Below are 26,393 nucleotides of genomic sequence, written 5' to 3' on the forward strand. Positions count from 1 at the left end.
TGCCTTTCGTACAGCCCCCGAAAACCCCGCGCTTCGCGCGATAGTCGACCAACGGTCGACTCTACCTCGCTGCCTTCTACGCCTCAGCGCGACTGCACGAAGCCGGCGTACAGCGCGAACAGCTGCTGGAAGTACCGCCGCGTCACTCGATTGCGCATGACACCCTCGCCCATGGAAAGTTGGTCGGGCCCAGGGTGGGAAGGCCGGTCCGGTCCCTTCCCACGGCCGGGCCGCGTGGACGTATTGAGCCGCAACGGCGTTGCAGGGACATGACCGGGTTGCGTAGCGCGTGTGGCAGCGGTGGGATCGGCGTTGGGACCGGCATCGGGACCGGTAGAGTCGACTGTTAGTTGTGTAAACCCACCACGTTGTTCAGCAGGACTCTGGAAATAGGTGGCTGGCCACCGATCCCCATGTGAGGGCGGTGCCAGTTGTAGTGGTGCAGCCATTGGGTCAGCACGGAATTGCGCTGGTCCGAGGAGGCGTATTCGCGGGCGTAGGCCCATTCGCGCAGGCTGGTTTGGATGAAGCGCTCGGCTTTGCCATTGGTCCGCGGCGTGTAGGGCTTGGTTCTGATGTGCTTGATCCCAAGGGATTTGAGCAGCTTGGCAAAGGCGGTGGAGCGATAGCAGGCACCGTTGTCGGTCAGGATCCGCTTGAAGGTGATTCCCAGGCTGGCGTAGTACTGCAGAGCGCCCAGCAGCGCCTGGCAGGCGGTTTCGGCCTGTTCGTTGGGGTGGACGCTGCTGAAGGCGACCCGGGAGTGATCGTCGATGGCCACGTGGACGTAGCCCCAGCCACCGCCAGCGGCGTTTCCCCGACGTTTGGCATCGGTTCTGTGCCCTGGCCGCTGGAAGTTGCCCAGCTTCTTGATGTCCAGGTGCAGCAGCCCTCCGGGCTGATCGTATTCGTATCGGATGACCTCCTTGGGCGGTTCAAGCCGACACAGCCGATTGAGGCCGTGGGCACGCATCAGCCTTGAAATCGTACTGTGGCCGACCCCCAGCGCCTTGGAGATGGTCAGGTAGGTCTGCCGTTTACGGCGGTGCTCCTTGATTTGCTCGATTACCGGAGCAGGTGTGGCATGCGGCGTCTGGTGAGGCCGTGAGCTGCGGTTTTCCAGCCCCGGTGCCCCGAACTGGCGGAATCGGGCCAGCCATTTGTAGGCCGTACGCACACTTACGCCGCATGCTTGGGCTGCTTCCTCTGGGCGCAGGCCCTCGTGGAGGATGCGGCGAATAAGAAGTGCTCGACTATGGACGGTCAAACGGGCATTTTTATGGTGGTTCATCCGGGCTCTTTGGGGTCTGGAGAGGTGTGGTAACCACCATTTTCCAAAGATGTCCCGGATGAACAACGTACAGAGAGATCACAGTTAGTCGACTATCGCGCGATCGCGCGGGATTTTCGGCGTCCGAATCAAGAGCAGTCGACTAACAGTCGACTCTACCCGTTTCCGCTTTGCGGAAACAGAAACGCGCCCCGTGGGGCGCGTTTCTGCAGCTGTCGCTGAAAAGAAGGCTTACGCCTTCTTTTCCGCTTCCAGCTGCTTGCGAATCTGCGCATCCACCGCTGCAATCGCGGTCATGTTCAGGATCCTGCGCGAGGTCGCGCTGGTGGTCAGGATATGCACCGGCTTGTTCACGCCCATCAGGATCGGGCCGATCGCCACGCCGTCGGTGAACACACGCACCAGGTTGTAGGCGATGTTGGCCGCTTCCAGGTTCGGCAGCACGAACAGGTTGGCGCGACCCTGCAGGGTCGAGCCCGGCAGCAGCTTCTGGCGCAGCGCTTCATCCCATGCGGTGTCGCCCTGCATTTCGCCGTCCACGTTCAGACGCGGGTTGCGCTTGAGCAGCAGCTCGCGCACCTGGCGCATCTTCAGCGCGTCCTTGGAATCGTGGCTGCCGAAGTTGGAGTGCGACAGCAGCGCCACCTTCGGCTCGATGCCGAACAGCTTCATGCGGTAGGCCGCCTGCAGGGTCGCTTCGCACAGCTGCTCGGCGGTCGGGTCTTCCTGCACGTGGGTATCGACGAAGAAGAACACGCCCTGCTGGTTGATCACGCCTGTCATCGCAGAGGTCGAGGTGACCTTCGGCTCCAGCGGCAGCACGCTGCGCACGTAGCCCAGCTTCTTGTGGAAGCGGCCGACGATGCCGGTCAGCATCGCATCGGCTTCGCCACGGGCCACCATCACCGCCGCGATCAGGGTCGGGCGCGAACGCATCAGGTTCTTCGCCGCGGCCACGGTCACGCCACGACGGCCGGTCAGGCCGTGGTAGTACTGCCAGTATTCGTTGAAGCGCGGGTCGTCGTTGATGTTGGTGACTTCAACGTTCTCGCCGATCTTCAGGCGCAGGCCGAGGCGTTCGATGCGCGATTCGATCACTTCCGGGCGGCCGATCAGGATCGGGTGTGCCAGGCCGTCGTCGACCACGTTCTGCACCGCCTGCAGCACCACTTCCTCTTCGCCTTCGGCGTACACCACGCGCTGCTTGTCGCTGCGCGCGCGGTCGTAGACCGGCTTCATCATCAGGCTGGTGCGGTAGACGAACTGGGCCAGCTTGTCACGGTAGGCGCCCATGTCCTCGATCGGGCGCGAGGCCACGCCCGAGTCCATCGCGGCCTGGGCCACGGCGGCCGACAGCTCCACCAGCAGGCGGCGGTCGAACGGGCGCGGGATCAGGTATTCACGGCCGAAGCTCGGCGTCTCGCCACCGTAGGCCGAGCCCATGTCGGTGGCCGCACGACGGGCCAGCGCGGCGATGGCACGCACGCAGGCGATCTTCATTTCCTCGTTGATCGCGGTGGCGCCCACGTCCAGCGCACCGCGGAACAGGTACGGGAAGCACAGCACGTTGTTGACCTGGTTCGGGTAGTCCGAACGGCCGGTGCCGATGATCGCGTCCGGACGCGCGGCGCGCGCCACCTCCGGCATGATTTCCGGGGTCGGGTTGGCCAGCGCGAAGATCACAGGGTCCGGCGCCATGGTCTTAACCATGTCGGCAGTCAGGATGCCCGGTGCCGACAGGCCCAGGAAGATGTCCGCGCCGTCGACGATCTCGGCCAGGGTGCGCTTGTCGGTGTCGCGCGCATAGCGCTGCTTTTCCGGATCCAGGTCGGTACGACCGGTGTGGATCACGCCCTCGCGGTCGAAGGCCAGGATGTTTTCCGGCTTCAGGCCCAGCTGCACCAGCATGTTCACGCAGGAAATGCCGGCCGCGCCCATGCCCGTGGTCGCCAGCTTCACGTCCTCGATCTTCTTGCCGGTGATCGCCATGGCGTTGAGCACGGCCGCACCGACGATGATCGCCGTGCCGTGCTGGTCGTCATGGAACACCGGAATCTTCATGCGCTCGCGCAGCTTGCGCTCGACCACGAAGCACTCCGGCGCCTTGATGTCTTCCAGGTTGATGCCGCCGAAGGTCGGCTCCAGCGAGGCGATGATGTCGACCAGCTTGTCCGGGTCGGTTTCATCCACTTCGATGTCGAACACATCGATGCCGGCGAACTTCTGGAACAGCACGCCCTTGCCTTCCATCACCGGCTTGCCGGCCAGCGCGCCGATGTTGCCCAGGCCCAGCACCGCGGTGCCGTTGGAGATCACCGCCACCAGGTTGCCGCGGGCGGTCAGCTCGCTGGCCTGCTGCGGGTCGGCCTTGATCGCTTCACAGGCGTACGCCACGCCCGGCGAATACGCCAGCGACAGGTCGCGCTGGGTCAGCATGGGCTTGGTAGCGGAAACCTTGATCTTTCCCGGCGGGGACATCCGGTGGTAATCGAGGGCGGCCTGTTTGAAATCTTCGTTGGACATCGATGTGGGTTACATGAATGGGCAGAAGGGACAGGGGATGATACCCCCGTTGGAGCGTCTGGACCTGTCGCTATCCTGTCGCAGGCATGCTGCGACTGCACAATTCCGTGCCGTATGCGACGGTACCGGGATGCCAAGCATCGGCGCCCCCGATGACAGCCATGGGACGCGCTGAAACGCCGCGGGGCCGTACCACTGTCGTGATCGGCCCCGCGGTACCACACACCTGGGTCAGCCCTTGGCCGGCAGCGCCTCGGGCAGTGCGTCCACCGGCGGCGGCAGCTCGCTTTCGCGGCCATCCAGCGCCAGCTGCAGGCGGTTGCGGTCCAGCGCGCCTTCCCAGCGCGAAACCACCACGGTGGCCACCGCATTGCCGATGAAGTTGGTCAGCGAGCGGCATTCGCTCATGAAACGGTCCACGCCCAGGATCAGCGCCATGCCGGCCACCGGTACCTCCGGCACCACGGCAAGGGTGGCGGCCAGGGTGATGAAGCCGGCACCGGTGACGCCGGCCGCACCCTTGGAGCTGAGCATGGCAACCAGCAGCAGGGCGATCTGGTGGCCCAGGGTCAGTTCGGTGTTGGTGGCCTGGGCAATGAACAGTGCCGCCAGGGTCATGTAGATGTTGGTGCCGTCCAGGTTGAACGAGTAGCCGGTCGGGACCACCAGGCCCACCACCGACTTGCTGCAACCGGCGCGTTCCATCTTCTCCATCAGCGACGGCAGCGCCGACTCCGACGAGGAAGTGCCCAGCACCAGCAGCAGCTCGGCCTTCAGGTAGCGCGCCAGCTTGAACACCGAGAAGCCGCACAGTCGGCAGACCACACCGAGGATCACTGCCACGAACAGGAACGCGGTGAGGTAGAACGAGCCCACCAGCCACGCCAGGTTGACCAGCGAACCGACGCCGTACTTGCCGATGGTGAAGGCGATGGCGCCGAAGGCACCGATCGGGGCGGCCTTCATCAGGATGTGCACCAGCTTGAACACCGGGGCGACCAGCGCCTCCAGGAAGTTCAGGATCGGCTTGCCCTTCTCGCCCACCGAGGCCAGCGCGATGCCGAACAGCACCGCGATGAACAGCACCTGCAGGATGTTGCCGTCGACGAAGGCGCTCACCAGCGTCTTCGGAATGATGTCCATCAGGAAACCGACCAGGGTCAGGTCGTGCGACTTCTCGACGTAGCTGTGCACCGCGGTCTGGTCCAGCTCGGCCGGGTTGATGTTCATGCCGGCGCCGGGCTGCACCACGTGCGCCACGATCATGCCCACGATCAGTGCCAGCGTGGAGAAGAACAGGAAGTACGCCATCGCCTTGGCGAACACCCGGCCCACCGTGCGCAGGTGGGTCATGCTGGCGATGCCGGTGACGATGGTGAGGAAGATCACCGGCGCGATGATCATCTTCACCAGGTTGATGAAGGCATCGCCGAGCGGCTTCATCTTCTCGCCGATCAGCGGTTCGTAGTGGCCGAGGATGGCGCCCAGGACGATCGCCACGATCACCTGGAAATACAGCTGGCGATAGATCGGCAACGGCTTTGCAGGCGCCGGGGCTGCGGTCGGGATGTGCATGGCGGACTCCGGAAGTGGCGTTTTCAGGCACGTACGGCCCCGGGACAGCACGGGAACCGTTACCGTGGAAACTGATCGCAGGCCCTGTGCTGCATGCGCAGGAGGTGCGACCAATGGACGCCTTTGTACGCGCCGGGCACGCCGGCGCAGATAACCTATTGGTACTAGCCCCCCGGTTCAGGTGGCGGCGATGCCTACACTGGCGCCGCACCGCCCGATCCTGGGGAGGCCGGTGGCCCGTGCTGAACGGCCGGGCGCGTCATTGCGAAAGTTTCGGCCCCTGCGGCCGTTGTTGTCCTGTCCACACGCAATCTGAGAGAGCCGCACCCAACATGCGCCCGATTCCCACCTTGCTGGCCCTGTCGCTGGCCGCGCTTCCCGCCTTCGCTTCGGCTGCCGATTTCGACAACTGGCCGACCAAGTACGCCTTCGGCGACGGCACCGAGTTGGCCGCTACCGCCAACATCGCCTACGACTACAACGATTTCTCCTCGGGCAGCGGCCTGGAGGACGACGACGCCGTGCGCCGCAAGGAGTTCGGTGCGACGCTGAAGAAGAAGGGCGTCTACGACGCGATGGTCTACTACGACTTCCAGTCCGATACCTGGCTGGACGTGTTCGTGCGCTTCGAGAGCAAGGCCTTCTTCGGTCGCGACATCGGTCGCTTCCGCTTCGGCTACATGAAGACGCCGGTCGGCCTGGATGCGAACACCTCTTCGCGCGCCGGCAGCTTCCTGGAAACCGCACTGCCCGTGCAGGCCTTCTACGAAGGCCGCCGCACCGGCGTGGAATGGGTGCTGGAGCGTCCGCAGTACCTGCTGCAGGCCGGCGCCTATGGCGGCAAGGACCTGCAGGGTGACAACCCCGGGACCACCCAGGCAGTACGTGCGGTGTGGACCCCGGTGAAGGCGCCCGGTGACGTGATCCACCTGGGACTGGCCTACTCGCAGGAAAATCCGCGCGGTTACAGCGATGGCCGTGACGTGCACCACGAGGCCAGCGCGCGCCTTCGCGCACGCCCGGAAGCCGGCCTGACCGACATCCGCTACGTCGATTCCGGCGCCCTGGTCACCGCCGACCAGATCCGCCGCACCGGCCTGGAAGGCATCTGGATCCGCGGCCCGTTCTCGCTGCAGGCCGAAGCCCTGCGCGCCACGGTCACCCGCCATGACGGCAAGCCCGACTACACCGGCAGCGGCCAGTACGCGATGGCCAGCTGGGTGCTGACCGGCGAGTCGCGCCCGTACAACGCAGGTGCCGTGGCCAACATCAAGCCGGCGCACGACTACGGCGCGGTGGAACTGGTGGCCCGTTACAGCCGCATGGACCTGGACGATGGCAGCATCCTGGGTGGCCGCCAGCACGACCTGACCCTGGGCGCGAACTGGTACCTGACCAGCCACTTCAAGTTCCAGGCCAACTACGTGAAGGTCGACGCCAGCCGTCGCGGTGTGCACAGCACGCCGGAGATCTTCGAGCTGCGCGCGCAGATGCACTTCTGACCCCTTCCACGTCAGATCCCGGCGGGCGTGCACGTCACGCCCGCCGGCCCTGCGTAGACTGCCGCCATGTACTGGCTCAGCCGCCACCGGATGCTGTTGCTGACCATCCTGGTGATGGTCGGAGGCACCGTGCTTTGTGCGGTCGCCGCCGGCCACTACGCCTGGCGGCGCGCCCTCGGCGAGGAAAGCAGCCAGGTGCAACGCCAGCTGCAGCTGTACGGCCAGGGCCTGCAGCAGCGCATCGACCGCTTCGGCACGTTGCCGCAGGTACTGGCGCTGGATCCGGATCTGCTGCACGCCCTGCGTGTGCCGCCCTCGCCCACCGAACAGCAGCGGCTGAACCTCAAGCTGCAACGCGCCAATGAAGTCACCCGTGCCTCGACCCTGACCCTGGTCGGCCACGACGGCGTGGCAGTGGCGGCCAGCAACTGGGACCAGCCGACCAGCAACGTCGGCGAGAACTACAGCTACCGCCCCTACTACCGGCAGGCACTGGCGCAGGGCCGCGGCCGCTTCTACGGCATCGGCATGACCACCGGCGTACCCGGCTACTACCTGTCGCAGGCCATCGAGGAAGATGGCAAGCGGCTCGGCGTGGTGGTGATCAAGGTCGAGCTGTCGGCGCTGGAACAGGAATGGTTGAGCAGCCCGGACGTGGTGCTGGCCAGCGACGACCATGACGTGGTGTTCCTGGCCAACCGTGACAGCTGGCGCTACCGCCTGCTGCGCCCGCTGGGCGCCGATGAGCGCCGCGAAATGCTGGACGCCCGCCAATACGCCGACCGCGCATTGCAGCCATTGCGCGCGCGTACTGAAGACGTGCTTGCCGATGGTGGCCGCATGGTGCGCCTGCTCGATCCCGCACTGCCGCAGCCGATGCTGTGGCAAAGCCTACCGCTGCCCGCCGAAGGCTGGAACCTGCATCTGCTGCACGACGCCAGCGCCGCCACCGCCGCCGGTCGCGCGGCCGCCCTCACCGGCGGTGCCGCGTGGCTGGCGCTGGGCTTCCTGGTGCTGTTCGTGCAGCAGCGCCGACGCCTGGCCAAGCATCGCCTGCGCAGCCGCCGCGAACTGGAAACCCTGCTCAAGCAGCACGCACAGGAACTGCGCACCGCACAGGATGGCCTGCTGCAGGCGGCCACCGACGCCGACAGCGGACTCAGCCGCAGCCTCGAACACCTGCCGCAGGGCGTGGTGGTGATCGACCGCGAACTGCGCCTGGTCGCGTGGAACTCGCGCTACCTGGAACTGTTCCGTTTCCCACAGGATCTGGTTCGCGTCGGCCGGCCGATCGAGGAACTGTTCCGCTTCAACGCACGCCGTGGCCTGCTCGGTCCGGGCCCCGTCGATGAAGCAATCGAGCGCCGCCTGAACCACCTGCGCAGCGGCCGCCCGCACATGCGCGAGAGCGAGAAGGACGACGGCACGGTGCTGGAGATCCGTGGCAATCCGCTGCCTGACGGCGGCTTCGTCACCAGCTATGCCGACATCACCAGCTACAAGAACGCCGCGCGCGAACTGCGCTCGTTGGCCGATGCGCTGGAGCACCGCATCGCCGAGCGCACCCATGATCTGGAAGAAGCACGCCGCGAAGCCGAGCAGGCCAACCGCTACAAGACCCGTTTCGTTGCCTCGGCCGTGCACGACCTGCTGCAGCCCCTCAACGCGGCGCGCATGTTCGTCTCGGTGCTGCGCGGCAAGCTGAGTGACCCGGCGCAGCAACAGACCAGCGACCACATCGATGCTGCATTGGCCGCGCAGGATGCGATCCTCAACAGCCTGCTGGATATCGCGCGCCTGGAATCGGGCAGCCTGCCCACGCGCGTACAGGCGTTCCGGCTCGGGCCTTTGCTGCAGACGCTGGCACGCGAGTTCGGCATCGCCGCGCAGCCACGTGGGCTGGTGGTCGATTGGGTCGATACCGCTGCGGTGGTGGTCAGCGATGAAGCGCTGCTGCGCCGCATCCTGCAGAACTTCCTGTCCAACGCATTGCGCTACAGCGAACGTGGCCGCGTGCTGCTCGGCTGCCGTCGCCGCGAAGGCCTGCTGTGGATCGAAGTTCACGACCAGGGCCCCGGCATTCCCGATGCACTGCAGGGCGAGATCTTCGAGGAGTTCCGCCGCCTGCACGACGGCCAGCAGCGCGGCGCCGGCCTTGGCCTGGCAATCGTCGACCGCATCGGTCGGCTGCTCGGCCACCCGATCCGCCTGCGCTCGCAGCTGGGCCAGGGCAGCGTGTTCGCGGTGGGCGTGCCGTTCGGCGAAGCCAGCGCGATTCCCGCTACTGCTCCTGTGCCGGTGCTGGTGCAGGAACCGGCCGCGGACAATCCGCTGCGCGGTCGCCGGGTGTGGGTGATCGACGACGATCCGCACGTCTGCGCCGCCAGCCGCGCGCTGCTGGAGCGCTGGGGCTGCGAGGTGGCGCTGGCCGACGGCCCGCAGGCGGCGCTGCAGCTGGCGGCAACAGGCGCGGTGCCCGAGCTGGTGCTGCTGGATGTGCGCATGGGCGATCACCACGGGCCGGTGCTGTACGAGACGCTGGCCGAGTTGTGGCAGGCGCGCCCGCCGGTGGTGCTGGTAACCGCCGAGCGCGATGCGGGATTGCGTGAGATGGCCGGCGAGCGCGGCTGGGGAATGATGGCCAAGCCGGTGAAGCCGCCGGCGCTGCGGGCGTTGATGAGCCAGCTGTTGATCCGCCATCGCGGGTAGTTTCCAGCCAACGGCGCAGCCCCTCGTGGGTGGTCGCACAAAGCAGTTCATCGGTGGGGCCGGGCAGATGGGCTGCACAGGGGCCGCTGCAAGTACGTCCCTGTAAGCTCGGTCGCCGCATCCATGCGGCTCACGCCCCTGTGCAGCCCATCTGCCCGGCCACGGACACGTTCCGTGCGCGTCCACCCTAGGAGAAGAAAAAAGATCAAAAGCGGGTCGCGCGCTGCGCTTGCTCGTGTAGAGCCGAGCCCATGCTCGGCCTCACGGACGGGCCGGAAAGCAGCCGAGCGTGGGCTCGGCTCTACGAAAAATGGCCTGCCAGGCTGCCTTTGCTTTTGATCTTCTTTTCTCTTCCGTGGGTGACAGGCCACCGAAATCTGTCAGAGGTCGGTCGGGTTGGGTGCGCGGGGGTGTCAGCCGCATGGGCCCGAGGCATGCCTCGGGCGGGTTGGGCAGGACGCCCAACCCGGGTCTTGCCGTGTGCGCAGGACAGCGCACACGAGCAAGCGGCTGCCAAGCCTCCAGGGGCGGATTCACGGCGTCCCCCGCGCACCCAACCCGACTGGCCCGCTCGCAGCTTCTGCTTTCAGCGACCAACCCAAACCCACCCACGAGGGGCTGCGCCGTTGGCTGGAAACTACAACCCGATGCCGGCGTCGCCCTCAGGCTCCAGCGCCTTCACCAGCACCGCTGCCTGCGTGCGGCTATGGCATTCGAGCTTCTTCAGGATCGCGGTGACATGCACCTTCACCGTGTTCTCGGCCAACCCCAGCGTATAGGCAATCTGCTTGTTGAGCAGGCCATCGGCCAGGCACAGCAGCACGCGGAACTGCTGCGGGGTCAGCTGGGCCAGGCGGCTGGCCAGCAGTGCATCGGCCTCCGAACGCTCGGCGGCCATCGCCGGGAACCACAGGCCACCATCGAGCACCGCCTGCACGGCCTCGCCGATGGTCTCGGCCGGGGCCGACTTCGGAATGAAGCCGGCCGCGCCGAACTGCTGGGCACGGCGGATCACCCGTGGGTGGTCGTTGGACGAGAGGATCACCACCGGGATGTCCGGATGCGAGCCGCGCACGTGCAGCAGCGCGGAGAAACCGTGCGCGCCGGGCATGGTCAGGTCCAGCAGCACCAGGTCCACGTCCGGGTACGCGTCGAGTGCTTCGGCCAATGCCTCGGCGCTGGCGACCTCGCGCACCTGCGCCAGCGGCAGGCTCTGCCGCAATGACTGCACCACCGCCGAACGCAGCAGCGGGTGGTCATCGGCGATCAGGATGGTGTATTCGCTCATGCCGCCATTGTACGGGCAGGCCGGAGCCTCAGCGCCCTGCCGGCTCCACGCTGCTGCGCCAGGCATCCAGGAACTGGCGGCGCTTGAGCGCGTCCAGGTACACCAGCAGGCCCGGGCCGAGCTGGATCGGGCGGCGGCTGCGGCCGGGCGCATCGTCGCCACCTGCGTTGCCGGTCACGATCGGCATCAGCCGTGCCTCGCGCGACAGCACCTGCTGGCCACGTGGTGACAACAGGTAGTCGAGGAAGCGCCGGGCTTCTTCCGGGTGTGGGCCGGTACGTGGAATCACCGCGGTACGCAGCACCACCAGCGTGTAGTCCTCGGGCTCCACGATCGCCAGCGGCGCACCCGCGTCGATGCGCGCCTGCGCGTAGGAGCCGAGCACGTTGTAGACCAGCGACAGCTGTCCGCTGGCGACCTTGTCCAGCAGCACGCCGGTGCGCTCCTCGCGCACCACGTCGTTGTCGCCCAGCGCGCCCAGCAACGCGCCGGCGATGCTGCCACGCTGCGCATCCTGGGTAGACAACAGGTAGCCGACACTGCTGCGCTCGATGTCATAGGTACCGACCCTGCCGCGCAGCGGTGCCCCCTCCGCGCGCAACCGGTCCAGCAGTTGCCGACGCGTGTGCGGCACCTTCGCAGCCGGCAGTGCGCGGGTGTTGTAGACCATCACCACCGGCTCGTAGCTGATGCCGAAGGCCTCGTTGCGCCACTGCGCCCAGGCCGGCAGCGCAGCGGTCTGCGCCGAACGATGCGGCAGCGCGTGGCCGTCGTTGACCAGCTTGGTCTGCAGGTCCATGCCGCTGGAGATCAGCAGGTCCGGCGATGCCGGTCCGCCGCGGTCGTGCAGGTACCGCGCGTACAGGTCCTGGGTGATGATGTCCTCGTACACCACCTCAGTGCCGGGGTGCAGCCGCTGGTAGTCGGCAATCACTACCGCGAACACTTCGATGTCGGTGGTGCCGTGGATGCGCAGCTGCGCAGTGGCCTTTGCCTGGGCCGGGAAGCGGCGCACGTCGCCCGGTGCCGCAAGCACCGGCAGGGCCAGCAGCAAGGCAACGGCAGCAGCGAACAGGCGGATCATGGAGTGCTCCGGGGCAGGCGGATGGTGGCGACCAGCCCGCCCTGCGGACGGTTGCTGAGGTCGATGCGACCGCCATGGCTGTCGACCACGCGCTTGACGATGGCCAGGCCAAGCCCGGCGCCGCCGGACGGCGCGCCTTCGCCACGGGCGAAGCGCTCGAACACGCGTTCGGCATCGGCGGCGGCAATGCCGGCACCGTGGTCGGCGATGGTCAGCACGGCCTGCCCGCCTTCCACGGTCAATGCGATCTGCAACGGCCCATCACCACCGTACTTCAACGCGTTGTCGACCAGGTTCTTGATCGCCTCGCGCAACAGCAGCGCATCGCCATGTACCTGTACCGGCTCGGCGGTCATCGCCAGTTGTACGCGCGGTGCCGGGCCGGCCTGCGGCAGTGCTTCATGCAGGGCCTGGTGCACGGTCTCGGCCAGGTCCACCGCTGCAAAGCGCTGCAGATGCGAGCGATGGATCACGCTGGCATCGCTGAGCAGCTGGTTCAGCAACCGACTCATGTGGGTGGCATTGCGTTCGATCGCCTGCAGGCTGCGCCGCATGTCCTCGGGGTCGTCGTCATCCAGCGCCAGCTGTGCCTGCGCGCGCAGGGCAGCCAACGGCGTACGCATCTGGTGCGCGGCCTCGGCCATGAACGCGCGCAAGGTCTCGTTGCTGCTGGACAGTCGTTCCATGAAGCGGTTCAACGCCGCCACCATCTGGTCCATCTCACGCGGCACGCGCGCATCCAGCGGCTTCAGGTCGGATGGCTCGCGGCGCGACAGCTCGCGTTCCACCCGCACCAATGGCCGGAACGCGCGATGCACGCCAAAGGCCACCAGCGCCAGCAGCAGCCCGGACAGCACACCGATCGCCAGCAATGCACGGTTGACCATGTCCTGCGCGACCGCTTCGCGCGCACGCCGGGTCTGGCCGACCTGCACCTGTACTTCCCCCTGCGCCGAGGCGGCGGCGAAACTGCGGCCGACCACCACGAAGCGCACGGTCTCGCCGCTGTACGCCGCATCAAACAGCTGCGGTTGCGTGCCGGGCCGTCGCGGCGGCGCCGGCAGGTCGCCGTAGCCGGTGATCAGGTTGCCGCGGCTGTCGGCGACCCGATAGAACACGCGGTCTTCCGGGGCCATCGCCAGCAGGTCCAGCGCGGCATAGGGCAGATCGACCTGCCATTGGCCATCGACCAGGGCCACCGAATCGGCAATGGACAACGCCGAGGACACCAGCAGGTGATCGTAGGAACGGTTGGCGGCGCGCTGACCATACCCGCGCGCCGCAAACAGCAGGGCCACCGCGAACACCGCCAGCAACGCGCCGAGGTAGAGCAGCAGCGTGCGCCGCAGCGAGCCCGGTGCGGCATTCGCGGTACGCGCGTCAGCCATCGGCGTCGGCGCTGTCATCACTGGTTTCCAGCAGGTAGCCAACGCCGCGCACCGTGGTGATGCGCAGCGGTGCGCCTGCCAGCTTTTTTCTCAGGCGCCCCACATACAGCTCGATGGCATTCGGGCCGGCTTCGTCGTCGAAGCCGAACAGGCCGTTGCCGATTTCGTCCTTGCCGACCACCTGGCCGAGGCGGCCGACCAGGATCTCCAGCAGCCGGTACTCGCGGTTGGGCAGTTCGATCGGTTCACCGTCGAGACTGACCCGGTGCGCGGCGTTATCGAACTGGAAGCCGCCGATCTGCACCACTTCGCTGGCCTGCCCACGCGCACGCCGCAGCAGCACGCGGCAGCGTGCTTCGAACTCGCGGAAATCGAACGGTTTGCCCAGGTAGTCATCGGCGCCGACATCCAGCGCCTGCACGCGGTCTTCGATGCCATCGCGCGCGGTCAGCATCAGCACCGGCGTGCTGTCGCCGCGCTCGCGCATGCCGGCCAGCACGCGCAGGCCATCGAGCTTGGGCAGGCCGATATCCAGCACCACCAGGTCGAAGCTCTGGTAGCGCAGCACGCTGGCCGCCGCCAGGCCATCGGCCTGCCAGTCCACGGCATGCCCACTGCGGCGCATGCGGCGGATGATCGCATCGGCCAGATCCGGGTTGTCTTCGACCAGCAGCAGGCGCATGGGCACGGGGGTGGGAGGGGAAACGAATGCTACCGCATGCCGCTGTCGCGCTCGCCGGCCCCCGCCCGGAGGCAGCAGCGGGCCGCTTTACGCTGCACCGCACAATCCGTTGACAGGACGATGACAGCTTGCCCGACCCAGACTGCGGCCGCGCACCGTCCGGTGCCCACGATTGCCGCGCGCCTGGCGCGCACCTGGGAGGGTTTGTGGAATTCACGTTTGCCTGGCGGCGCCCTGCCGCCATGATGGCGCTGGCTGCCCTGTCGGCGCCGGCCTTCGCCGCCGAAGACGACCGTCCGGTCACCGCCACCCTGGGTGGTCGCCTGCACCTGGACTTCGCCACCTTCGACAACGACAACCGGGGCACCCCGAACAAGGACGACACCGAAATCCGCCGTGCGTGGGTTGACGTGTCCGGCAAGTTCTTCGTGGTCGACTACAAGCTGGAAGCCGATTTCTCCGGCGACCGCGTCGAGGCCAAGGACGTGTACCTGGCACGCAGCTTCGGCAAGGCCGGCAAGCTGACCGTGGGCCAGTTCAAGCAGTACTTCTCGCTGGATGACCGCACCAGCTCCAACTACGGCAGCTTCCTGGAACGTGGCAACGCCGGCACCACGTTGGCGCCGCTGTACCGCCTGGGTGCGTCCTGGCAGGCCAACCCCGGTGACTTCACCTGGGCGGCCAGCCTCTACAGCCTGGAGAGCATCGACGCCTGGCAGGTGAAGGGTCGCGCCGCCGGTGGCCGCGTCACCTGGGCACCCTCGCCCAGCGATGGCGACGTGCTGCACCTGGGCCTGTCGCTGGCCCGCGAGGCCTACGACAACCCCGGCGCCAACGGCGTGCCCGGCCTGCGCATCCGCCCGCGCCCGGCCGGCCATCTGTCCGACAACAGTCGCCTGACCCTGGTCGACTTCTCCGCCGGCCGCGATACCGACGTCAACAAGTGGTCGCTGGAATACGCGCAGGTGCGCGGCCCGCTGTCGTGGCAGGGCGAGTTCAGTGGCGCCACCTTCGACGACGGCGCGCAGCGCGGCGATGTAATGGCGGCCTACGGCATGCTCAGCTGGTTCGTCACCGGCGAAAGTCGTGCCTACGACCGCAAGACCGGTCGATTCGCGCGGGTGAAGGACATCCGGCACAAGGCCGGTGCCTTCGAAGTGGCGCTGCGCTACGACCAGATGTGGGGCGCGCAGCATCTCGACGGTGCGCCGGACCTGCGTCGCGGTAGTACCGAAGCCTGGACGCTGGGTGGCAACTGGTACCTGCGCGACAACCTGCGCTTCATGCTCAACGTGATCGAAAGCCGCAACCGTGATCGCCTGGCCGGGGTGACGGTGGACCGCACGCGCGCGGTCACCGGCCGCCTGCAGTACGACTTCTAGGCCCGACATTCCGGGCATTCCGCCCGGGCCCCTTCCACTCCCCACGTCCTGTTTTCGCAAGGAGTCCGCAGATGATGCTGAGCATCCTCGGCTTTGGCATGGTCATTACGTTCATGTACTTGATCATGAGCAAACGCCTGTCGCCGCTCGTCGCCCTGATCACCATTCCCATCCTGTTCGCGCTGATCGGTGGCTTCGGTGCCGGCATCGACGAGATGATGCTGGAGGGCATCAAGAAGATCGCGCCGACCGGCGTGATGCTGATGTTCGCCATCCTCTACTTCGGGGTGATGATCGACGCGGGCCTGTTCGATCCGCTGGTGCGGGTGATCCTGCGCTTCGTCAAGGGCGACCCGATGAAGATCGTGCTTGGCACCGCGGTGCTGGCGATGCTGATCTCGCTCGATGGCGATGGCTCGACCACCTACATGATCACCGTCTCGGCGATGCTGCCGCTGTACCAGCGGTTGGGCATGAACGCGCTGAACATGACGTGCGTGACCATCCTCGCCGGCGGCGTGATGAACCTGACCCCGTGGGGCGGCCCGACCGCACGCGCGGCCACCGCGCTGCACGTGGACCCGGCCGACGTGTTCGTGCCGCTGATCCCGTCGATGGTGATCGCCTGTGCCGGCGTGCTGCTGCTGGCCTGGTACCTGGGCCTGAAGGAACGCCGTCGCCTCGGCGTGGTGACCCTGCCCAAGGGCGGCAGCTGGATGGACAACAGCGTGTCCGATGACAGCAACCCGCTGCCGACCGTGGAAGACGCCGAAGACATCAAGCGCCCGAAGCTGCTGTGGGTGAACCTGGCGCTGACCGTGGCACTGATGACCGCGCTGATCATCGGCGTGCTGCCGATGCCAGTGCTGTTCATGGTCGGCTTCGCCATCGCCCTGGTGATCAACTATCCGAACCTGGCCGAGCAGCGCCGCCGCGTGGTCAACCATGCCGGCAACGTGCTGTCGGTGGTGTCGCTGATCTTCGCCGCAGGCATCTTCACCGGCATCCTCAACAACACCGGCATGGTCGAAGCGATGTCGCACAGCTTCCTGGCGGTGATTCCGGAATCGTGGGGCCCGTACCTGGCGGTGATCACGGCGGTGGCGTCGATGCCGTTCACCTTCTTCATGTCCAACGACGCGTTCTACTTCGGCGTGCTGCCGATCCTGTCCGAGGCCGCTGGCAACTACGGCATCACCCCGGTGGAAATGGCGCGCGCCTCGCTGGCCGGCCAGCCGGTGCACCTGCTCAGCCCGCTGGTGCCGTCCACCTACCTGCTGGTGGGCCTGGCCAAGGTCGAATTCGCCGACCACCAGAAGTTCACCCTGAAGTGGGCCATCGCCATCTCGATGCTGCTGATGGTCGGCAGCCTGCTGTTCGGCCTGTATCCCCTCGCCGCCTGACCCTTTGCCAAGGAGCCTTCTGCAATGACGCTTCGAATCGCTTACGTCACCAGTGGAATGGGCAGTGTCGGCACTGCCATCTGCCAGAGCCTGGCCCGCAGCGGCCACACCGTGGTTGCCGGCTGCGCGCCGAACTCGCCGCGCAAGGCCAACTGGCTGCGCGAGCAGCGCGAACAGGGATTCGACTTCATCGCCTCCGAAGGCAACGCGACGGACTGGGCCTCGACCAGCGCGGCGTTCGCCAAGGTCCGCGCCGAAGTCGGCGAGGTGGATGTACTGGTCAACAATTCCGGCGGCAGCCGCGACCTGCTGTTCCGGCAGATGACGGTGGAGGACTGGAACGCGGTGATCGCGTCCAACCTCAACGCGCTGTTCAACCTGACCAAGCAGGTGGTGGACGGCATGGCCACGCGGGGCTGGGGCCGCATCATCAACATCGGTTCGGTCAGTGCCCACAAGGGACAGATCGGCCAGGTGAACTACGCCACCGCCAAGGCCGCGATGCATGGCTTCAGCCGTGCGCTGGCTGCCGAAGTTGCGTCGCGCGGGGTCACCGTCAACACGCTGTCGCCGGGCTACATCGCCAGCCAGGCGATCAGCAGCTTCCCGCCGGATGTGCTGGACCGGCTGGCCGCCTCGGTGCCGGTTCGCCGCCTGGGCCGCCCCGAGGAAGTGGCCGGCCTGTGCGCGTGGCTGGCGTCGGATGAAGCCTCGTATGTGACCGGTGCCGACTATCCGGTCAACGGTGGCCTGTACATGGGCTAAGCCCTCCCCCACGGAGTGCGCGGGGGCCGGATCACCTTCAGTTGTGAAGGTGATCCGGCCCCTTTTGTTTCTGCATTTCTGAGACGCACTTCCCGATACATCGGCAGAACGCTGCTATACCTGCCAGCGCTCGCCGAGCCCGATGGATGAACGGCTGGAATCGCGGATCAAGGAGGTTGGCATGCGTGCATTGCTGATTGCGCTTCTCGTGGTCGCCACTACGCTGCTGGCGACACCGACCCGCGCGGAGCCCCCGCCTATGCGGGTGATCACGGGCCTGGGCTGCCCCGACTGGCTGATCCCACGCGCGCCCACGCTCGACGCGCAGATCACCGGCCATCCGGAGTGGACCTTCGCCTGGGCTCCCGCGTCCTATACCAATCGCGATCCCATCCGGATCTACATCCAGTCCTTCGACTGCGATTCCTCCGACATTGCAGGCTATTACTTCCGGATCGCAGCCATTGCCCATGAAGTGGGACACGCACTGTATTTCGAAGGTATCGCCCTGAGCACCCGAGGTGCGTTCATCCAGCACTTCTGCACCATGGAGGGGAAAGCGGTACTCAACAACCTCACCGCGCGCAGTGAGCTTCTGGTGACCAGCCTGGGGTACTACGACATCGGCGTAGCTGCGTCCAACGGTCCTGGCCTCATCGCACAGGCCGATGCCGGCGGTGAAGACCTGGACCGGCAGGTAGGTAAGCTGTTCTGCGACAACAACGTAACTTCAACCACCGGCGAGAACTACAACGACTTCTACGGAAGAATCTACGATGAAGCGATCGCAGCCCGTCCCTGAACTTCTTCTGATCCTGAGCCTGTTGGTTGCCGGTTCTGCAACAGCAGCCACGTCCGCTGCCACTGCGGAAGAGGCGGATGCAACCTGGCGGCTCGTGGAGCGCTGGTCCTTGCAGCTGTCACGCTCTGACCTTGTCGCGCAGCTATCACCCCTGGCTCCACCCGGCTCGCGTTCGGAAGCAAGAAGGGGCCGGGGCGACAGCGCCACCATCGATCTGGCGCCATTCGCGGTCGCTGGGAGGATCAAGGGGCCCTCTGGCCAGATCTACACCGACGCGTCGGGGCGAATCATCAAAGGCATTACGCTGCGGCTGAGCGGCGCCTGCATCTCGCGAAAGCAGATGGGTCGTCGCTACCCCGACTTCAATGTCCTTTCCGTGCCGTCAGGGCATAGCCTGGACGAGTCGACGGTGTTCGGCACAGTAGTGAACGGCATCCAGATCGGGTTCTCATTCTCCGAGCATGACCGTGACTGCATGGACCAGCTCAAATTGAGCTGGCCTGGGGAGCGCTTCTGATTCCCACCGGCCTACCACCATGACGAACATGTTGCAGAGCACGCACCACTGCCCTGCATCGTTCGTTGGTTTTTCGTAAAGAAGGTTTCATGTTCCGTTCGCATAGTGGCCATGCACCGCGCACGCGTGCCGGTGACCACCCCCAATGCAACGGACCACCATGCAGACCCGACACCTGACGATCGCCGTGGCGATCGCCCTCTCCGCCGCCACCAGCGCCCATGCCGCCACCGCCGCCGATACCGGCGCCAGCACCGATGCCGCGCTGAGCGCGCAGACGCTGGATACCGTCTCCGTGATCGGCCAGGGCGAGACCCGCCAGGTGCAGCGCATCACCACCGTCGACAAGCAGGTGCTGCCGCCGGGCACCAGCGGCCAGAAGATCCTCGACCGCCTGCCGGGCGTGTCGGTGCAGTCCAACGATGCCTTCGGCGCCAACGAAGAATCGCAGACCATCAGCCTGCGCGGCTTCGACAAGAGCCGCCTCGGCTACACGCTGGACGGCATCCCGCTGGGCGACAACAGCTACGGCAACTACAACGGCCTGAGCATCGCCCGCGCCATCATCGCCGAGAACCTGGCCGGTGCCGAGCTGTCGCAGGGCATCGGTTCGCTGGGCGTGGCCTCGACCAGCAACCTGGGCGGCACCATCCAGTACTTCTCGATGGACCCGTCCACCGAGTTCGGTGGCCGCGCCAGCGTCACCGTCGGCGACAACAGCCAGCGCCGTGGCTACCTGCGCGTGGATACCGGTGACATCAACGGCTTCTCGGCCTATGTGTCCGGCGTGCACCAGGACCAGGACATGTGGGCCGCGCCCTACCAGAACCAGACCACCCGCCAGTTCAACGCCAAGGCAGTGTGGAATGTCGGCGACCACCGCTTCGGTGCGTTCGTGGCCACCTCGCGCGCCAGCCAGGCCAACTACGCCTACCTGTCCAAGGACATGCTGGCGCGTGGCCTGGGCTGGGATTGGAACATCTACGCGCCGGACTGGGATCGCGCCGTGGCCGCTGCGTACTGCGCGCCGGGCACCTTCAATGCTTCGAAGTGCAAGTACAGCGGCAATGTCCGCAGCATCGACGATGCCTACTACCAGAGCCGCGCACTGCGTGACGACAATCTCTATTCGGTCGATGCCGACCTGCGCCTGGGCGAGCAGGGCCGCCTGAAGCTGCTGGCCTATCACCACGACAACCGTGGCCAGGGCCACTGGTGGGCACCGGGCCAGCCGTCCTACCCGGGCACCGACAGGATGCTGCCGATCTCGATCCGCAGCACCAACTACACGATCAACCGCGACGGCCTGACCGCCGCGCTGTCGTGGACGGTGGGCATCCACGAACTGGAAGCCGGCCTGTGGTACGAGCAGAACGACCACAACGTGTCGCGCAACTTCTACTACATCAGTGGCCCGTTCCTGGACGACCTGTACCTGAAGAACCCTGATCGCCTGCTGTTCAACCAGGACTTCGACATCCGCACGCGCCAGTTCTACGTGCAGGACCGCATGCGCTTCCTGGACCAGCGCCTGACCGTGGACGTGGGCATCAAGAGCCCGAACACCCGCATGCGTGCCACCGCCCAGCCGGGCGTGGAAACCAGCATCGCCTCGGGCACGCTGACCGCCAAGGAATCGGTGCTGCCGCAGGTGGGCCTGGGCTTCAAGCTCAATGCCAACAACGAGCTGTTCGCCTCGTACGCCGAAAACATCGCCGCCTTCGTCGGCGGTGGCAGCGGCGGCCCGCTGCAGGTGTCGCCGGAATCGTTCGCGGCCAGCGCTGGCCTGGAGCCGGAGAAGTCCAAGAGCCTGGAAGCCGGCTTCCGTACCTTCGGCGAGAAGTACCAGGCCTCGATCGCCGCATACAACGTCAAGTTCGACAACCGCCTGCTGTCGTTGAACCCGTGCTCGAGCATCGAAGTCGGCACGCGTCCGGAGTGCGTGACGCGCTTCATCAACGTCGGTTCGGTGAAGAGCTACGGCGCGGAACTGACCTTCATCCTCAAGCCGATCGACGGCCTGCAGTGGTACAACGCGCTGTCCTGGAACAAGACCACCTACGAGGATGACTACACCTCGGGCGGCGCCATCGTTCCGGTGGCCGGCAAGATCACGGTGGATACGCCGCAGCGCATGGCCTCCAGTGAGATCAGCTGGAACCGCGATGGCTTCTTCGCCAGCCTGCGTGCCAAGTACACCGGCAAGCGCTACTACACCTACACCAACGACCAGTCGGTGCCGGGCGTGACCACCTTCGACGCCGGTGCGGGCTACGATTTCGGCCCGGGCCTGGGCCTGCGCAACGTGCGGGTGTCGTTGAACGCGACCAACCTGACCAACAAGCGCTATGCCGGCCAACTGAGCTCGTTCGCGCCGACCGATCCGAAGGGCACGCGCTATGCGATCCATGCGAGCGCACCGCGTCAGTTGTTCATGACGGTGGCGGCGGAGTTCTAAGTCGAAAGCGTTGCTCCGCAGCGTCTTGATTATCATCGCGGGGCAGAGCCGGATGGGCCGGCGCAGGACACGCCGTAAACCCATCCATGGGGGCTCGATGGCGCCATCCATGGCGCCAACGGTCCTGCGCCGGCCCATCCGACCCTGCTCGACGGCTTCCCGCGCCACGGTGCGGAAGGCAAAGAAGAGCAGAAGCAAAGAGCCGGGCATTGCCCGGCTCTTTGCTTTTCAAGCGCAATCCCTTCGGCGCGATGATGTGCTGCCGCCCGCGCGGGAAACTGTCTGGCGGCGGTGGGGCACCCTGGCCAGGACCGTGAGGCGCATGGATGCGCCGATCGAGCCCCCATGGATGGGTTTACGGCGTGTCCTGGCCAGGGTGCCCCACCGCCGCCCAGCGACATCAATCGAGGCGCCAGCGCATCATCCCGCCAACGCATTTCATTCCGGCGCCAGCTGGTCCATCCGTATCCGGTTGGCAAACAGCGAGAACGCCAGCATCCCGGCCAGGCCGTTCGCCCGGCTCACCCAGTGCGGCAGCCAGCGCGGCGGCTTCAGCACCCCCGCCTCGAACAACGGCGCGAACGCGATCGCATCGGTCAGGCTCATCTTGCCGGCGAACAACCAGCGGCAGACCTGCAGGCGGTCCTCGGCCAGCATGTGGCGGAAGAAGGTGTGCACCGACACCAGGCCGCGCAGGTACACCGTGTCCTTGGTGAAGGCCAGGCCGCCATTCGGCGGCACGCCGCGGAACACGCGCTGTGCCGAGGCGAAGCTCTCCTCCGCATTCTGCCCGGCGTCGCAGAAATAGCGGAACACTTCGATGAAATCGGCGCCTTCGCGTGCCATCGCAATCGCTTCGGTACGCAGGCTGATGCGCTTCAGGCGCTCGATGTCGATGCTGCCAGTGATCTGCTCGGCGAAGGTGGCCAGACCTTCCTGGGTGGCGGTCACCCGTGGCGAGGACAATGCCAGGCTGGGCAGCACCGGCTGTTCGCGGCCATTCAATGCGGTCAGCGAATGCACCAGCGCTTCGTGGTGGAACAGCTGCGCGCGGTCATAGGCACTGAAGCGGGCGCTGGTGCGCAGTCGGATGCGGGTCGGGCCGGCAGCTGCTTTGGACACCAGTTCCGGGTCGAGCTGTACCTGGATGATGCGCGATTCGAAGAAGGCATCCAGGTCGTTCTGCAGCTGCAGCTGCAGGGCGATGGCCGACACTGGCACCTGCTCTTCCGGCGCCAGCAGTTCGTGGTCCAGTTCGGCGGCAATCTGGATGAAGTGGCGCGCCGCTTCGCGCGTGCTCGGGCCATTGCCCGGCAGCGGCTGCTCCGGCGCGCCGAACAGCTGCACCGAACAGGTATCGACGGCGGCGGTGCCCAGCCCTTCCAGCAGCTGCGCGGCCAGGTCCCAGCTCTGCGCCGATTGCCGCACGTAGTGGCCCAGTGGGTGGCTGTCGTCGCAGTCGGCGGCGATCGCGGCCAGCGCGCGACGTTCTTCGCTGAAGTCCAGCCGTGGGTAATCCACCTTCGGCAGCACCGGCTGACCACGTGCCACGCTGTCCAGGAACGGTGCCTGCACCGTTGCCGGCCAACTGGTCAGGCCCAGCAGGCGGATGCCTCCCACGGCCTCGACCAGGCGCGCATCGAGCGCTGCATGGTGGGCCACGTCACGGTCCAGCGTCGCAGTCGGTTCCATGCGCGGACTATAGCGCCCTGCCCTTGCTTTGGTAGGTGCCAACGTTGGTTGGCATCCGCCGACGGCGGGCTTCGGACACACCCGTGCCAACCAGGGTTGGCACCTACCAGGAGCGGGCAGTTGGCATCCGCCCGAAGCAGACAGAGGCGGGTTCATTGCAGGGGTCAGCGCCCATTGCGGTGCAATGGGATCCGACCCCGCGGTACCGATCAACGCCTACGCGGCTTGCCGGCCGGGCGGAACTGCTGGCCCTTGCCCTTCTTGCCGCCACGCTCCTGCGCGGTCTCGGCCTGGCGGACCGCCAGCTTGGCGGCGGCGGCGGCCACTTCTTCCTTCAGCTTGAAGTAGTTGAGCAGCCGGCTCTCTTCGATCTCACCTGCGTCGATCGCTGCGCGTACGGCACAGCCCGGTTCCTGCTGGTGCTTGCAGTCGTTGAAACGGCACTGTGCGGCCAGCGCTTCGATATCGGCGAAGCCGCCTTCGGACAGCGTCTCTTCACCGGTCGGCTTCAGCTCGCGCATGCCGGGGGTGTCGATCAGGCAGGCGCCGGTCGGCAGCGGCATCAGTGCGCGGTGCGTGGTGGTGTGGCGTCCGCGCGAATCGTTGGCGCGCACCGCGTTGGTCTTCATCCGCTGCTCGCCCAGCAGGGTGTTGGTCAGCGTCGATTTGCCGGCACCGGACGAGCCCACCAGCACCACCGTGCGGCCCGGGCCCAGCCACGGTTGCAGCACCGCCACGCTGTCGGCATCCAGGCCATTGATCGCATGCAGCGCGATACCCTGCATCTCCAGCTCTTCCAGCACCGCCAGCGCGTCTTCGCTGTACTCGGTCTGGTCAGCCTTGGTCAGCACTACCACCGGTTCGGCACCGCCACCGCCGACCAGCAGCAGGTAGCGCTCGATGCGGCGCGGATTGAAGTCGGCATCCAGGCCGCAGACGATGAACACCGTGTCGATGTTGGCCGCGATCACCTGCTGGTGGTAGTGCTCGCCGGCGGCGCCTCGCTTGATCGCGGTGCGGCGTGGCAGCAGGGCGACGATGCGGATGCCATCGAGCAGCACCCAGTCACCCACCGCCGGCCGTTCATGGCTGGGGAAGCGCGGGCGCTGCCATTCCGGCAGCGACTCGGCCTTGATCGACGCATCCGGGCCATCGGCCACCACGTAGTGGGTGCGGTGCTGTTCGATCACCCGTGCCGGGCGGGCCTGCGGATGTGCGGCCATTGCGGCCTGCCAGTCGGCCTGCTGCGCCGGGCCCGGCCAGGGCCAGCCAATGGTCTGCAGGGCGATGAAATCGGGGGTCTGGGTCATCGCCGCCATTCTACCTGTGCCGGCGCCCTGCCAGCCCAGCAATGACGGGCCCGGCGCCCTTGCCATGCATTGCAGCAATTCCGGTAGGATGGAAGCCCCATGCCTTTTGACGGCCCAGCTCCCATGTCCACCAACTCGCCCAAGCCCCTGGCCATCCGCGAGCGCCTTTCCGAAGTGCGCTACGAAATCCGCGGAGAACTGGCGCGGCGAGCCCGGGAGCTGGAGGCGCAGGGCCGCAAGCTGATCAAGCTCAACATCGGCAATCCGGGCGCTTTCGGCTTCCGCGCGCCGGAGCACCTGCAGCGTGCGATCGCTGACGACATGGGCCGCACCGACCCGTACACGCACCAGCAGGGCCTGCCGGTGGCGCGCGAAGCCATCGCCAGCTACTACGCCCGTCGTGGCGCGCCCGATGCGCACCCTGACCGTGTCTTCCTCGGCAATGGCGTCAGCGAGCTGATCGACCTGTCGCTGCGTGCGCTGCTCAACCCGGGCGATGAAGTGCTGGTGCCCTCGCCCGACTACCCGCTGTGGTCGGCCTCGACCATCCTCAACGATGGCCGTCCGGTGTACTACCGCTGCGCACCGGAGAACGGCTTCCAGCCGGACCCGAGCGAGATCGAGACGCTGGTGTCCTCGCGCACCCGCGCCATCGTGCTGATCAATCCGAACAACCCCAGCGGCGCCAGCTACCCGCGCGAACTGTTGGAGCGCGTGGTGGAGATCGCACGCCGCCACAACCTGTTGCTGCTGGTCGACGAGATCTACGACCAGATCCTGTACGACGACGCGGTGTTCCAGCCGGTCGCGCCGCTGGCCGGTGATCATCCGTGCCTGACCTTCAGCGGCCTGAGCAAGGTGCACCGCGCCTGCGGCTGGCGCGTGGGCTGGGCCCACCTCAGCGGCGACGATGCCCGCCTGGGTGACTTCCGCGCGGCACTGGATCTGTTGGGCGCGCTGCGCCTGTGCGCCAACGTGCCGGGCCAGTACGCCATCGAGGCCGCGGTGAACGGTCCGGACACCATTTCCGAACTGTGCACGCCGGGCGGCCGCCTGTATGAAACCCGCCGCGCGGTCATCGAGGCCTGCGAAGCCAGCGAGCACCTGTCGCTGGTCGCACCGGCCGGCGCGCTGTACGCGTTCCCGGCCGTGGTCGGCGCCGCTGCGAAGGGCTTCGACGACCACAACTTCGCGCTGGACCTGATGAACAACGAAGGCGTGCTGGTGGTGCCGGGCTCGAGCTTCAACGTGCCCTATCGCCATCATTTCCGCGTGACCCTGATGCCGGAAGCCTCGGTGATGCGCGATGTGTTCGCGCGCATCGACCGCGTGCTGGCGCGACGTGCCGAGGACGCGACCAAGGTCGTGCCGCTGAAGCCGCGCCGTTCGGTGGCCTGAGCGTGGCGCTGTCCTACCTGGCGCTGGGTGATTCGTACACCATCGGTGAAGCGGTTGCAGTCGAAGGCCGCTGGCCACACCAGCTGGCCGCCACGCTGCGTGCGCAGGGCATTGAGCTGTCCGATCCGCAGACCATCGCCACCACCGGCTGGACCACCGACGAACTCGATGCGGGCATCGATGCGGCTGCGCCGCAGGGGCCCTTCGATTTCGTCAGCCTGCTGATCGGCGTCAACAACCAGTACCGCGGGCGTCCGCTGGACGAATACCGCAGCCAGTTCCTGGCGCTTCTGCAGCGGGCGATCGGCTTTGCTGGCGGTGATGCCGGACGCGTGCTGGTGCTGTCCTTCCCCGATTGGGGCGCGACCCCGTTCGGCGCAGGCAGTGGCCGCGACCTGGCCGCGATCGAGATCGAGACCGACGAGTTCAACGCGGCAGCCGAAGTGATCAGCACCCAGCAGGGCGTGGCCTTCGTCGACATCACCGATATCAGCCGCGCACAGGGCGAAGACCCGACGATGATCGCCGAGGATGGCCTGCACCCTTCGGCGCGGATGTACGCGCTGTGGAGCGCACGCGCGCTGCCGGTGGCCGCGCACCTGCTTGGCGGCACGGACTGAGGCG

19 protein-coding genes are annotated in these 26,393 nt (G+C 66.7%); 10 read left to right on the plus strand and 9 right to left on the minus strand.

From position 1 onward, the window contains the following. Nucleotides 1-346: 346 nt before the first annotated feature. The 3 genes from Q9Q79_RS16920 to Q9Q79_RS16930 all read right to left on the minus strand — a co-directional run bounded on the left by Q9Q79_RS16920 (nucleotide 347) and on the right by Q9Q79_RS16930 (nucleotide 5,389). Nucleotides 347-1,291 carry an IS481-like element ISStma1 family transposase gene (locus Q9Q79_RS16920; RefSeq protein WP_012478995.1) on the minus strand — a complete coding sequence of 315 codons (945 nt, stop codon included), beginning with the start codon at nucleotides 1,289-1,291 and terminating at the stop codon, nucleotides 347-349. A gap of 231 nt (nucleotides 1,292-1,522) precedes the next feature. Further along, complete coding sequence (locus Q9Q79_RS16925; protein ID WP_005410971.1) at nucleotides 1,523-3,814, minus strand: NADP-dependent malic enzyme; 2,292 nt, start codon at nucleotides 3,812-3,814, stop codon at nucleotides 1,523-1,525. Nucleotides 3,815-4,045: 231 nt separating this feature from the next. Beyond that, nucleotides 4,046-5,389 (minus strand): dicarboxylate/amino acid:cation symporter, encoded by a 1,344-nt coding sequence (locus Q9Q79_RS16930; RefSeq protein ID WP_005410972.1) that lies wholly within the window; start codon nucleotides 5,387-5,389, stop codon nucleotides 4,046-4,048. A gap of 332 nt (nucleotides 5,390-5,721) precedes the next feature. Here Q9Q79_RS16930 and Q9Q79_RS16935 point away from each other — a divergent pair, with 332 nt between their 5' ends. Both Q9Q79_RS16935 and Q9Q79_RS16940 read left to right on the plus strand, forming a co-directional pair. Then, entirely contained in the window at nucleotides 5,722-6,891 is a 1,170-nt protein-coding gene (locus tag Q9Q79_RS16935) for a porin (protein WP_005414426.1), read from the plus strand. Nucleotides 6,892-6,957: 66 nt separating this feature from the next. Continuing rightward, nucleotides 6,958-9,600, plus strand: coding sequence for a PAS-domain containing protein (locus tag Q9Q79_RS16940; protein WP_087802431.1), 2,643 nt, complete (start codon nucleotides 6,958-6,960; stop codon nucleotides 9,598-9,600). A 637-nt stretch (nucleotides 9,601-10,237) separates the two neighbouring features. Here Q9Q79_RS16940 and Q9Q79_RS16945 read toward each other — a convergent pair. From Q9Q79_RS16945 to Q9Q79_RS16960, 4 genes are read right to left on the minus strand one after another with little or no spacing between them, the layout of a single operon-like run. Further along, entirely contained in the window at nucleotides 10,238-10,888 is a 651-nt protein-coding gene (locus Q9Q79_RS16945; RefSeq protein WP_012481215.1) for a response regulator transcription factor, read from the minus strand. A gap of 28 nt (nucleotides 10,889-10,916) precedes the next feature. Next, nucleotides 10,917-11,972, minus strand: coding sequence for an ABC transporter substrate-binding protein (locus tag Q9Q79_RS16950; protein WP_012481216.1), 1,056 nt, complete (start codon nucleotides 11,970-11,972; stop codon nucleotides 10,917-10,919). Next, on the minus strand, nucleotides 11,969-13,360 hold the full coding sequence (locus Q9Q79_RS16955; RefSeq protein ID WP_005414430.1) for a sensor histidine kinase: 1,392 nt from the start codon (nucleotides 13,358-13,360) through the stop codon (nucleotides 11,969-11,971). The genes Q9Q79_RS16950 and Q9Q79_RS16955 overlap by 4 nt, the downstream gene beginning before the upstream one ends. Beyond that, nucleotides 13,353-14,042, minus strand: a complete 690-nt coding sequence (locus Q9Q79_RS16960) for a response regulator (RefSeq protein WP_087802437.1) — start codon at nucleotides 14,040-14,042, stop codon at nucleotides 13,353-13,355. The genes Q9Q79_RS16955 and Q9Q79_RS16960 overlap by 8 nt, the downstream gene beginning before the upstream one ends. 242 nt (nucleotides 14,043-14,284) lie before the next feature. Here Q9Q79_RS16960 and Q9Q79_RS16965 point away from each other — a divergent pair, with 242 nt between their 5' ends. The 6 genes from Q9Q79_RS16965 to Q9Q79_RS16990 all read left to right on the plus strand — a co-directional run bounded on the left by Q9Q79_RS16965 (nucleotide 14,285) and on the right by Q9Q79_RS16990 (nucleotide 21,369). Further along, nucleotides 14,285-15,424 carry a porin gene (locus tag Q9Q79_RS16965; RefSeq protein ID WP_005410980.1) on the plus strand — a complete coding sequence of 380 codons (1,140 nt, stop codon included), beginning with the start codon at nucleotides 14,285-14,287 and terminating at the stop codon, nucleotides 15,422-15,424. A gap of 74 nt (nucleotides 15,425-15,498) precedes the next feature. Next, complete coding sequence (locus tag Q9Q79_RS16970; RefSeq protein ID WP_012481220.1) at nucleotides 15,499-16,827, plus strand: CitMHS family transporter; 1,329 nt, start codon at nucleotides 15,499-15,501, stop codon at nucleotides 16,825-16,827. Between the two features lie 24 nt (nucleotides 16,828-16,851). After that, a complete protein-coding gene (gene phbB, locus Q9Q79_RS16975) occupies nucleotides 16,852-17,592 on the plus strand; it encodes an acetoacetyl-CoA reductase (RefSeq protein ID WP_005419193.1) in 741 nt (246 codons plus the stop codon). A gap of 181 nt (nucleotides 17,593-17,773) precedes the next feature. Continuing rightward, the gene (locus Q9Q79_RS16980) at nucleotides 17,774-18,394 is read left to right on the plus strand and encodes a hypothetical protein (RefSeq protein ID WP_227860177.1); all 621 of its coding nucleotides are present in this window, start codon (nucleotides 17,774-17,776) and stop codon (nucleotides 18,392-18,394) included. After that, the gene (locus Q9Q79_RS16985; RefSeq protein ID WP_201862519.1) at nucleotides 18,369-18,911 is read left to right on the plus strand and encodes a hypothetical protein; all 543 of its coding nucleotides are present in this window, start codon (nucleotides 18,369-18,371) and stop codon (nucleotides 18,909-18,911) included. The genes Q9Q79_RS16980 and Q9Q79_RS16985 overlap by 26 nt, the downstream gene beginning before the upstream one ends. Nucleotides 18,912-19,071: 160 nt before the next feature. Further along, nucleotides 19,072-21,369, plus strand: a complete 2,298-nt coding sequence (locus Q9Q79_RS16990; RefSeq protein ID WP_201862517.1) for a TonB-dependent receptor — start codon at nucleotides 19,072-19,074, stop codon at nucleotides 21,367-21,369. Nucleotides 21,370-21,807: 438 nt separating this feature from the next. Here the strand turns inward: Q9Q79_RS16990 and Q9Q79_RS16995 are convergent, their stop codons facing one another. Together Q9Q79_RS16995 and rsgA are read right to left on the minus strand one after the other, a co-directional pair. Then, nucleotides 21,808-23,061, minus strand: coding sequence for a flavohemoglobin expression-modulating QEGLA motif protein (locus tag Q9Q79_RS16995; RefSeq protein WP_005414439.1), 1,254 nt, complete (start codon nucleotides 23,059-23,061; stop codon nucleotides 21,808-21,810). 209 nt (nucleotides 23,062-23,270) lie between these two features. Next, nucleotides 23,271-24,380, minus strand: coding sequence for a ribosome small subunit-dependent GTPase A (rsgA, locus tag Q9Q79_RS17000; RefSeq protein WP_032965961.1), 1,110 nt, complete (start codon nucleotides 24,378-24,380; stop codon nucleotides 23,271-23,273). A gap of 114 nt (nucleotides 24,381-24,494) precedes the next feature. Between rsgA and Q9Q79_RS17005 the strand changes: the two genes are divergently transcribed. Beyond that, nucleotides 24,495-25,769, plus strand: coding sequence for a pyridoxal phosphate-dependent aminotransferase (locus tag Q9Q79_RS17005; RefSeq protein WP_005414441.1), 1,275 nt, complete (start codon nucleotides 24,495-24,497; stop codon nucleotides 25,767-25,769). Between the two features lie 2 nt (nucleotides 25,770-25,771). Further along, the gene (locus Q9Q79_RS17010) at nucleotides 25,772-26,389 is read left to right on the plus strand and encodes an SGNH/GDSL hydrolase family protein (protein WP_065183173.1); all 618 of its coding nucleotides are present in this window, start codon (nucleotides 25,772-25,774) and stop codon (nucleotides 26,387-26,389) included. The last annotated feature ends 4 nt before the right edge of the window (nucleotides 26,390-26,393 follow it).

Origin of the sequence: Stenotrophomonas sp. a6 (genome assembly GCF_030913325.1) — a bacterium.
Classification (GTDB): Bacteria; Pseudomonadota; Gammaproteobacteria; order Xanthomonadales; family Xanthomonadaceae; genus Stenotrophomonas; species Stenotrophomonas maltophilia.

Bases quoted from the DNA above. Each gene is read 5' to 3' on its own strand.
- Q9Q79_RS16920 (WP_012478995.1), bottom strand. From the start codon at position 1,291: ATGAACCACCATAAAAATGCCCGTTTGACCGTCCATAGTCGAGCACTT.
- Q9Q79_RS16925 (WP_005410971.1), bottom strand. From the start codon at position 3,814: ATGTCCAACGAAGATTTCAAACAGGCCGCCCTCGATTACCACCGGATG.
- Q9Q79_RS16930 (WP_005410972.1), bottom strand. From the start codon at position 5,389: ATGCACATCCCGACCGCAGCCCCGGCGCCTGCAAAGCCGTTGCCGATC.
- Q9Q79_RS16935 (WP_005414426.1), top strand. From the start codon at position 5,722: ATGCGCCCGATTCCCACCTTGCTGGCCCTGTCGCTGGCCGCGCTTCCC.
- Q9Q79_RS16940 (WP_087802431.1), top strand. From the start codon at position 6,958: ATGTACTGGCTCAGCCGCCACCGGATGCTGTTGCTGACCATCCTGGTG.
- Q9Q79_RS16945 (WP_012481215.1), bottom strand. From the start codon at position 10,888: ATGAGCGAATACACCATCCTGATCGCCGATGACCACCCGCTGCTGCGT.
- Q9Q79_RS16950 (WP_012481216.1), bottom strand. From the start codon at position 11,972: ATGATCCGCCTGTTCGCTGCTGCCGTTGCCTTGCTGCTGGCCCTGCCG.
- Q9Q79_RS16955 (WP_005414430.1), bottom strand. From the start codon at position 13,360: ATGGCTGACGCGCGTACCGCGAATGCCGCACCGGGCTCGCTGCGGCGC.
- Q9Q79_RS16960 (WP_087802437.1), bottom strand. From the start codon at position 14,042: ATGCGCCTGCTGCTGGTCGAAGACAACCCGGATCTGGCCGATGCGATC.
- Q9Q79_RS16965 (WP_005410980.1), top strand. From the start codon at position 14,285: ATGATGGCGCTGGCTGCCCTGTCGGCGCCGGCCTTCGCCGCCGAAGAC.
- Q9Q79_RS16970 (WP_012481220.1), top strand. From the start codon at position 15,499: ATGCTGAGCATCCTCGGCTTTGGCATGGTCATTACGTTCATGTACTTG.
- phbB (WP_005419193.1), top strand. From the start codon at position 16,852: ATGACGCTTCGAATCGCTTACGTCACCAGTGGAATGGGCAGTGTCGGC.
- Q9Q79_RS16980 (WP_227860177.1), top strand. From the start codon at position 17,774: ATGCGTGCATTGCTGATTGCGCTTCTCGTGGTCGCCACTACGCTGCTG.
- Q9Q79_RS16985 (WP_201862519.1), top strand. From the start codon at position 18,369: ATGAAGCGATCGCAGCCCGTCCCTGAACTTCTTCTGATCCTGAGCCTG.
- Q9Q79_RS16990 (WP_201862517.1), top strand. From the start codon at position 19,072: ATGCAGACCCGACACCTGACGATCGCCGTGGCGATCGCCCTCTCCGCC.
- Q9Q79_RS16995 (WP_005414439.1), bottom strand. From the start codon at position 23,061: ATGGAACCGACTGCGACGCTGGACCGTGACGTGGCCCACCATGCAGCG.
- rsgA (WP_032965961.1), bottom strand. From the start codon at position 24,380: ATGGCGGCGATGACCCAGACCCCCGATTTCATCGCCCTGCAGACCATT.
- Q9Q79_RS17005 (WP_005414441.1), top strand. From the start codon at position 24,495: ATGTCCACCAACTCGCCCAAGCCCCTGGCCATCCGCGAGCGCCTTTCC.